Below are 8,667 nucleotides of genomic sequence, written 5' to 3'. Positions count from 1 at the left end.
CCGTTAGGTCAGTTGGCCTAACTTAAATAAAAAAGTCTCCGACAAGGGTATAGTTCACAATAAAAATATTGGAATGATCAAAAAAAGCTAAAGCGTTTTTAAAATTCTTTAGCTTTTTTTTGCATAAGTAAATCACTATTCATCACAACGAGTTATCTAAAAAAAGCATAAGATATGCGAGTTTTAGCATAATTAGGCATATTGTTGATGTTTGGTCCTATTGAGTTCATTTTAGCTGGTGTTTTAGTTGGCTTCTGTGTGGGAATTACAGGTGTTGGGGGCGGTTCATTGATGACCCCTATCCTGATCAGTTTATTTAAAATTGAACCCCATATCGCAATTGGTACAGATTTACTTTATGCCTCAATCTCAAAATTCTGTGGTTCAGTTGTTCACGCCAAAAAGCTGAATATTGTATGGCCCATCGTGCTCTGGCTTGCATTGGGAAGTATTCCCGCTTCTTTTGCAACCTCCTGGGTACTGGAGCATTACTTAAGCCAGTCAACACACTATAAAGCTGTTTTGACTATGGTTTTGGGCTTTATGTTGACCTTAACAGGGATTTCAATTGTCTTCCGCGCCCAAATTGAAAAGTTCTTTGATCGATTTAGAAATCGTGAACAAGTCAACATGGAAAGCGAGCAACATGCACTGCAACATAAACGTTTTTATATCGTTATTATGGGGATTGTACTAGGCGTGTTTGTTACACTATCTTCAGTAGGTGCTGGTGCTTTTGGTATCATGGCTCTGGTGATTATGTTTCCAAATTTGCCTATGATTCGTATTATTGGATCAGATGTGGTTCACGCCGTTTTACTGACTGCTGTCGCTGGTTTAAGCCATATGTCATCAGGTAATGTCGATTTTACATTATTGATGTGGCTATTGGTTGGTTCAATTCCTGCCATTATTGTGGGCACTTTAATTAGCTCCCGTATGCCTGAAAGACTAATTCGTAAAATTTTGGGTATCACATTATTTGCATTGGGGATCAACTTTATGGTCAATCCAATTAAAGCCAAGCCAAAACCAGTTGAAACGCATCAGGCGATGGTGATCCAACAGACTAGTTCAGCAACAAGCAGCGTTTAAAACCCAATTGCCGATTGATTCTGCACAAATCATGCGATTCACTAGTTAATCAATCGGCTTTTCATGCTATATTCGTAGACAAAATAACCTCTTCTTTCGATTGAATTTGTGACAGCAATGAATACTCTACAGCCAAATCCAGTTTCTCAGCCAGATATCAATGACGTTAATATTAAAAGCATTCAAACTTTAATTACTCCAGCGGAACTCAAAGCAGACCTGCCTTTGTCTGACATCGCCTCTCAAACGGTACTGCAAGGTCGTGAAACTGTACGTAATATTTTAGATGGTAAAGACAAGCGTCTGTTCGTGGTAATTGGCCCTTGCTCCATCCACGACCCAAAAGCGGCGCATGAATATGCTGACCGTTTAAAAGAACTGAGTGAAAAGGTCAAAGATACTTTATATCTGGTGATGCGTGTTTATTTTGAGAAACCACGTACCACTGTGGGCTGGAAAGGCCTGATCAATGACCCAGATATGAATGATTCATTCAATATTGAAAAGGGTTTGCATATTGGCCGTCAGCTTTTGCTTGATATTAATGAAAAAGGTCTGCCATGTGCCACTGAGGCGCTTGACCCGAACTCACCACAATATTATCAAGACCTGATTTCATGGTCTGCGATTGGCGCACGTACCACTGAAAGCCAGACGCATCGTGAAATGTCTTCAGGCTTATCTTCCCCAGTTGGCTTTAAGAACGGTACAGACGGCGGCTTAACTGTTGCAACCAACGCAATGCAGTCGGTTAAGCATGGCCACAGCTTCCTGGGTCTAAATGAAAATGGTCAGGTGGCAATTATCAATACCAAAGGCAACCCTTATGCGCATGTGGTATTACGTGGCGGTAATGGCAAGCCAAACTACGATGCTTCTTCTGTTGCGGAAGCAGAAGCAGCTTTGGCAAAAGCCAAAGTCAGCAACAAGATCATGATTGATACCAGTCATGCCAACTCAAACAAAGACCCGTACCTGCAACCTTTGGTTTTAAAGAACATCACGGAGCAAATTCTAGATGGGAATAAGTCAATCGTGGGAATCATGGTGGAAAGCCATTTAAAAGGCGGCCGTCAGGATATTCCTGAAAATCTTTGTGACCTCGTCTATGGTCAATCTGTGACAGATGGCTGTATCGACTGGGATACTACTGAAAAAGCCCTGTTGGAAATGGATGCGGCTTTAAAAGATGTTTTCCCAAACCGCTAATCTTTAAATAGATAAAAACAGGCTCTTATGAGCCTGTTTTTATTTGGAAGTTGAAATAATAATGGATTGAGAATCTGGTTTACCGAAAAACAATCTATGCAATCGCCTAATAAAACTGACTCGAATCCAACATCTGTAAGGTAATCTTTTTTACTTCATCACGACTTTGCATAATATGTGCTTCAATTGCCTGAATGGCTTCATCAACTTTACGATTAAAAATATAACCCAGTATTTTTTGATGCTCCTGATAAGTCGCTTCAACGCGATAATCTTTAGAGAAGTCTAAGCGACGAATAATACGGATTCGCTCACTCAAATCACGATGAATTCTCGCCATTTCATTATTCCCTGAGGCACGAACTAAAGCGCAATGGAAATCCTCATCTTGTTGTGACAATTGTTTAATGTCTTTTAGATATTGATGAGGTTCAATCAACCATAAATCTTTTAAAACGGATAATTCAACCGAGTTTTGATGATCCATCTGACAAAGTTTACGAATCGAATCTTTTTCTAATACGATCCGCACATCATAAAGTTCTTCATAATAACGAAAATTGAGCGGTCGGATTTGCCAACCGCTACGAAAACTCACATCAACATAACCCTCTTGTTGCAAACGATATAGTGCTTGTCGGATTGGGGTGCGACTTACATCATAAGCTTTTGCAACTTCAGATTCAGTGAAACGTTCACCTGGCATCAGTTTGAAATCAAAGATATCATTCTTGATGCGTTGGTAAACCAGCTCAGACAAATTGTCTGAGCTTTTTGTTGTTTTTATTTTGGTTTCTTTCATGCAACCTTGCCTTATTCCATATAAACCAGTGGTTCACCACTATGTACGGTTTGCCCTGCTCTACAAATAATAGCTTTTACAATGCCATCTTCTTCTGCATAAACAGGAAGTTCCATTTTCATTGCTTCAATAATAGCAATAGTTTCACCTTTTTTAACCTCTTGACCATGTTCAACAAAAATTTTCCAGATATTACCTGTCATCGATGCATTTAATGATGCTAAATGACTGTAATCAGAGTGATTATTTTCTTGAATCTGTTCTTCAGGTTGAGCTGCAAACTCCTCTTTCCAGCGATCTACTTCAGTCGTAAATGCTTGTTGTTGCTTAGCTTTAAACTCGGCAATACTTTCAGCTTCATTCTCTAAGAATTTTACATAATCCGCATAATCGAACTCTGTTTCTTCAATCTTGATCTCAGCACGACCATTTTCAAAGTCAGCGCGCCATTGATTCAATTCCTCTTCTGTCACTTCAAAATATTTAATTTGATCGAAGAACTGTAAGAACCATTGTTTATCGCCAAATTGTTTGTTTTTCTTAAACTTATTCCAAATTGGCAGAGTACGCCCAATCAATTGATATCCGCCTGGTGAATCCATGCCGTAGATACACATGTACATACCACCAATCCCAACCGTTCCCTCTGCGGTAAAGGTACGAGCTGGATTATATTTAGAACTGAGTAAACGATGACGTGGGTCAATCGGTACGGCACAAGGTGCTGTTAAATACACATCACCCAATCCAAGAATTAAATAGTTTGCATCAAAAATAATATCTTTAACTTCATTTCGATCTGCTAAGCCATTAATGCGTTGGATAAAGTCAACGTTATTTGGTAACCACGGTGCTTTAGAGCAAACACTTTCTTGATAGCGTTCAACAGCGCCTAAAGTGGCACTGTCTTCAAATGCCATCGGCAAATGTACGATACGAGATGGGATTTTTAATTGGCTCAAATCGCCCATTTCTTCTTCAAGTTGAAGTAATTGAGCAATCAATTGTGATTGTGGAATCACTAAGCCATCGTATTTAATCTGTAATGAACGAACACCTGGTGACAGTTCCAATACGCCCGCAATTTTTGCATCACGAATCATTTGAATCAGTTGATGCACTCGTAAACGTAAAGCTAAATCTAAAACATTTTCGCCGTATTCTAAGAGAATATAACTATCACCTGCTTGGCGATACACTGTTTTTGGCGACAATTCCGTTGGTTCACGTTGTGCCAAAATCGTACTGACAACTTCTTGAATTGGCTCAATCGTTTCTACAACTTTGCTTGCTTCAGCAAAGTTTTGGATATTTTCAATTTGCTGACGTTCAAGTTCATTGGCTTGTTCAACCGTAATTGGATAAAAACGAATTTTATCATCGGCTTTTAGCTGTCCCACTTTCCAAAGTTCTGCTTTGGCAATCGTCACAGGACAAACAAAACCACCTAAACTTGGACCATCTTTTGCCAGAATTACAGGGAAATCGCCTGTAAAATTAATTGCGCCAATCGCATATTCACAATCATGGACATTGGATGGATGTAAACCTGCTTCACCACCATTTTCTCGTGCCCAGCTTGGTGTTGGTCCTGACAAACGCACACCTAAACGATTTGAATTAAAATGAACCGTCCACTCTGATGCAAAAAACTCTTCTACATACTCAGGTTTAAAGAAATCTGGTGCGCCGTGCGGGCCATATAAAACCGCAATTTCCCATACATTACTATATTCAGGAATCAAGTCAGCCGACAACGCTTGCGGTTCGTCATGTGCAAGTGGCAATTCTGCACCAGCAAATGCTGGATCAACCATTTTAATCATGTCGCCGACACGTAAAGTACGACCTGCATGACCACCAAAATTACCAAGCGCAAAGGTAGAGCGACTGCCCAAATATACTGGAACATCCAAACCATTTCGTACCGCTAAATATGTACGGCAACCTGATTCAACTTGACCGATTTTTAGAATTTGTCCTGCCTTAACTTCAACAGGTTGCCAAAAATCAATTTCCTGATCATCTAACAATGCAGTACAGCTTGCTCCTGCCAAAGCAATAATCGTATCTGTATGAAATTTTAAGGTTGGTCCAACTAAGGTAAACTCAAAACCTGCGGCTTTAGCATCATTTCCAACAATACGATTGGCAAGCTGAAATGCATAATCATCCATTGGACCTGATGGCGGTACACCAATATCCCAGTAACCTGTACGACCTGGATAATCTTGAATCGAGCTGAGAGTGCCAGCCTGAATCACTTCAATCACATTTGGCGTGTAGTTGAAATCATCCAACATTCTTGTCCAAATTTGCATAGATTCAAAACGCTGATCTGAAACGATGGCACGTGCATAATCCAAGTTGGTACTAATGCCATTTAAGCGAGTTTCCGCCAATATTGTTTTGAGTTTTTCAATCGCAGCCGCACGATCATCAGCATGCACAATAATCTTGGCAATCATCGGATCAAAGTATTGAGAAATCTCTGTGCCCGTTTTTACCCAAGTATCAACCCGAATCCCCTCTGGGAATGCAACCTCTGTCAGTACACCTGGACTTGGTTGGAAATTCTTCACAGGATCTTCGGCATAGACTCGTACTTCAATCGCTGCACCCTTCGGCTGAATATTACTTAAATAGTCCCAGTCCAGTTCATCACCTGCTGCCACTTTCAGCATACATTCAATTAAGTCTAAACCTGTCACCATCTCAGTGACTGGATGCTCAACCTGTAAGCGTGTATTCACTTCTAGAAAATAGAACTCATCTCGATTGGCATCGTAAATAAACTCCACTGTTCCTGCACTACGATAATTAACGGATTTCCCCAGTTCTATGGCTGCTTGATGTAGTTTTTTTCGTGTCGCTTCAGGTAAATTTGCCGCAGGAGTTTCCTCTACTACTTTTTGGTTACGACGTTGCAAAGAACAATCACGCTCACCAAAGGCAACGACTTGCCCTTTTCCATCACCAAAGATTTGTACTTCGACATGACGCGCTTTATCAATAAAGCATTCAATAAATACACCTGCATCCTTGAAAAACTGCTCGCCCAAACGTTTTACACTTTCGTAAGCATCGGTTAACGCTTGTGGCGTATCACAACGGGTCAAACCAATACCCCCACCGCCAGCGGTGCTTTTCAGCATAATTGGATAGCCAATACGATCTGCGGCAGTCAGTGCCTCTTCTAAACTATCCAGCAATCCTGTTCCTGGAGTCATCGGCACATCAGCAGCAGCAGCCAATTCACGAGCACGGTGTTTTAAACCAAATTCTAGAATTTGCTCAGCCGTTGGTCCCATAAAAGCAATATTATTTTCTTCACAAGCGCGAGAAAAATCAGCACTTTCAGAAAGAAAGCCATAACCAGGGAAGATTGCCTCAGCACCAGTTTGTTTAGCTGCCTGAATTAATTTTTCGATACTCAAATAAGTATCGGCTGGTTTTAAACCATCTAATCCAATCGCAATATCAGCATCTTCGACATGTTGTGCATAACGATCACTATCTGAATACACTGCAACACTGGTTACACCTAATTTTTTAAGGGTGCGAATCGCTCGAACAGCAATTTCACCACGGTTTGCAATAAGTACAGTTTTAAACATGATGATTTCCCCCAATTAATTCGCTGTGTTTGCTGCTTGGCTGTTACGATGCTGGATATAGGCTCTCCATCCACCAAAATGACTAATATTCTCTGCATCATCTATGCCATAAGGCTCACAGATAAAACCTTTTACCCAGCGTCCATCTTCTAATTCGACATTGCCCATGCCTAAAGGTGTTGGAATCTCTGCCACAAATTCACCAAATCGAGCAGTAGGAACATCCCACAATTCAACAATGATGCTTTGTCCATCTTGCTGACGTGCTAAGCCAGGTTTCGGCGGAACTGTTCCATTCAAAGCATAAAGCGCATAGTTTTTAGACGTTGTTGTGGTTTCGATGTGCACGGCATTGCGTGTGGTGAGCTGAAAATTCAGCGGCATACCTGTTAGATGAGCACCAACGACTGCAACACGAATATGATGCGGAGAAACAGATGTTACAGAACTTAAAGGCAGACTTTTATCCAATGCGCCCAATTTGAGAGCAAGATAGTTTTGCCATGCCTTACCAAAATGCACCAATGCCGCATCGTGCCAAGCTGGCGCAATTAGAGTGATTCCAAATGGTAAATGGTCAGCCCTAAATCCTGCTGGTAAAGCTAAAGCGCTCAAATCTGCCAAGTTGGTAAAGTTAGTGTAGGTTCCTAAACGAGCGTTATATTCAATCGGATTTTGTTGAAGCTGCTCAATGGAATAAATTGTAGGTGCGGTTGGAACAATTAAGGCATCAAAGTCAGCCAGTCTTTGTTGGATTTTTCGAGCTAAATCTTGTTTTAAATACTCTGCATTGTAGGCATCCACCGCTGAATATTTTTCGCCGTTTTTAATAATGTCTAATACCGTTAGATCAAATGCATCAGGATTAGTTTGCAGTAAATATTCAACGGCTGCGGTACGTTCTGCCACCCAAGAACCTTGATAGAGTTGCACCGCCAGTTGCTCAAAGTCTGAAAAATCAATCTGGCTAATTTCAGCATTTAAACTTTGCAGTAATTGAACTGTTTGCTGAAATGCTTTTTCAGCCAGTTGATCGCCAAAGAAATTTAGTTCCTCTGGAATGGCAAATTTTAATTTGCTAGAGAAATGCGCTGGAACATTCTTTGGATGTTTACGTGAATAACTATCCAATGGATCATAGGTTTCTAAAACATTTGCAACCAAGTCTGCATCTGCAACGGTTAAAGCAAAGATCGAAATACAATCTAGACTTTTACATGCAGGCAATAAACCACGATTTGAAAACCGCCCTTTAGTTGGTTTGAGCCCCACAATATTGTTAAACGCTGCAGGTACACGTCCAGAACCTGCAGTATCTGTGGCTAATGCAAAAGGGACAAATCCACGAGCAACCACACTTGCTGAGCCAGAGCTTGATCCACCACTGATATATTCAGGTTTAAAACTGTTTGGTACTGCACCAAAAGGTGAACGCGTTCCCACCAAACCCGTTGCAAACTGATCAAGGTTGGTTTTACCAATTACGATAGCACCCGCTTGCTTCAACAAACGCACTGTTTCCGCATCTTGCTCTGCAATTGTGGTTAAAGCCTTGCAAGCTGCGGTGGTTGCAAAACCAGACACATCAATATTGTCCTTAACTGCAAATGGAATTCCATACAATGGAAATTGCTTGTGCAAATTTTCAGTATCTTTCGTTAAAAGATTTAAAGCCTGAATTTGCTGTTCAATCTGCGCTACTGTGGCAATCGAAATCCACGCATTATCTTGAGGATCAATTGATGCAACTAAATCTTTTAAAGTATCAAGTTGGATTTCATTTTTTGAATAAGCTGTTTGCCACTCTGAAATTGTCCAACCTAAAGTTTTTATCTCATGCATTTTATGAATCCCATCTTGTATACAAGTTTGGATGAATCAATGCAGAAAATGTGCCAGATATATTTTTTATTATAAATTAATAACTTATTTTTTATTTAATTG

Annotated in this window: 5 protein-coding genes; 2 read left to right on the top strand and 3 right to left on the bottom strand. The window is 40.5% G+C overall.

Features of this window, described 5'->3' with window-relative positions; all coding sequences use genetic code 11:
• Positions 1–207 precede the first annotated feature (207 nt).
• Positions 208–1,095 carry a sulfite exporter TauE/SafE family protein gene (locus tag B4H32_RS11710; protein WP_004682016.1) on the top strand — a complete coding sequence of 296 codons (888 nt, stop codon included), beginning with the start codon at positions 208–210 and terminating at the stop codon, positions 1,093–1,095.
• Positions 1,096–1,212: 117 nt separating this feature from the next.
• Positions 1,213–2,304, top strand: a complete 1,092-nt coding sequence (locus B4H32_RS11705) for a 3-deoxy-7-phosphoheptulonate synthase (RefSeq protein ID WP_286803208.1) — start codon at positions 1,213–1,215, stop codon at positions 2,302–2,304.
• Positions 2,305–2,410: 106 nt separating this feature from the next.
• Here the strand turns inward: B4H32_RS11705 and B4H32_RS11700 are convergent, their stop codons facing one another.
• Genes B4H32_RS11700 through atzF form a run of 3 tightly spaced genes read right to left on the bottom strand, consistent with a single transcriptional unit; the run spans position 2,411 to position 8,565 of the window.
• The gene (locus B4H32_RS11700; protein WP_004639207.1) at positions 2,411–3,106 is read right to left on the bottom strand and encodes a GntR family transcriptional regulator; all 696 of its coding nucleotides are present in this window, start codon (positions 3,104–3,106) and stop codon (positions 2,411–2,413) included.
• An 11-nt stretch (positions 3,107–3,117) separates the two neighbouring features.
• A complete protein-coding gene (gene uca, locus B4H32_RS11695) occupies positions 3,118–6,723 on the bottom strand; it encodes an urea carboxylase (protein ID WP_286803204.1) in 3,606 nt (1,201 codons plus the stop codon).
• Positions 6,724–6,738: 15 nt separating this feature from the next.
• On the bottom strand, positions 6,739–8,565 hold the full coding sequence (atzF, locus tag B4H32_RS11690; protein WP_286803203.1) for an allophanate hydrolase: 1,827 nt from the start codon (positions 8,563–8,565) through the stop codon (positions 6,739–6,741).
• Positions 8,566–8,667 lie beyond the last annotated feature (102 nt).

The sequence above is a fragment of the Acinetobacter sp. UBA2063 genome (genome assembly GCF_002333245.1).
GTDB classification, from domain to species: Bacteria; Pseudomonadota; Gammaproteobacteria; order Pseudomonadales; family Moraxellaceae; genus Acinetobacter; species Acinetobacter parvus.
The sequence above is the reverse complement of the archived record's forward strand: the minus strand, read 5'-3'. Positions and strand labels throughout refer to the sequence as shown.

What these genes read in the sequence shown, in the direction of transcription:
- B4H32_RS11710 (WP_004682016.1), top strand. Translation starts at nt 208, where the DNA reads ATGTTTGGTCCTATTGAGTTCATTTTAGCTGGTGTTTTAGTTGGCTTC.
- B4H32_RS11705 (WP_286803208.1), top strand. Translation starts at nt 1,213, where the DNA reads ATGAATACTCTACAGCCAAATCCAGTTTCTCAGCCAGATATCAATGAC.
- B4H32_RS11700 (WP_004639207.1), bottom strand. Translation starts at nt 3,106, where the DNA reads ATGAAAGAAACCAAAATAAAAACAACAAAAAGCTCAGACAATTTGTCT.
- uca (WP_286803204.1), bottom strand. Translation starts at nt 6,723, where the DNA reads ATGTTTAAAACTGTACTTATTGCAAACCGTGGTGAAATTGCTGTTCGA.
- atzF (WP_286803203.1), bottom strand. Translation starts at nt 8,565, where the DNA reads ATGCATGAGATAAAAACTTTAGGTTGGACAATTTCAGAGTGGCAAACA.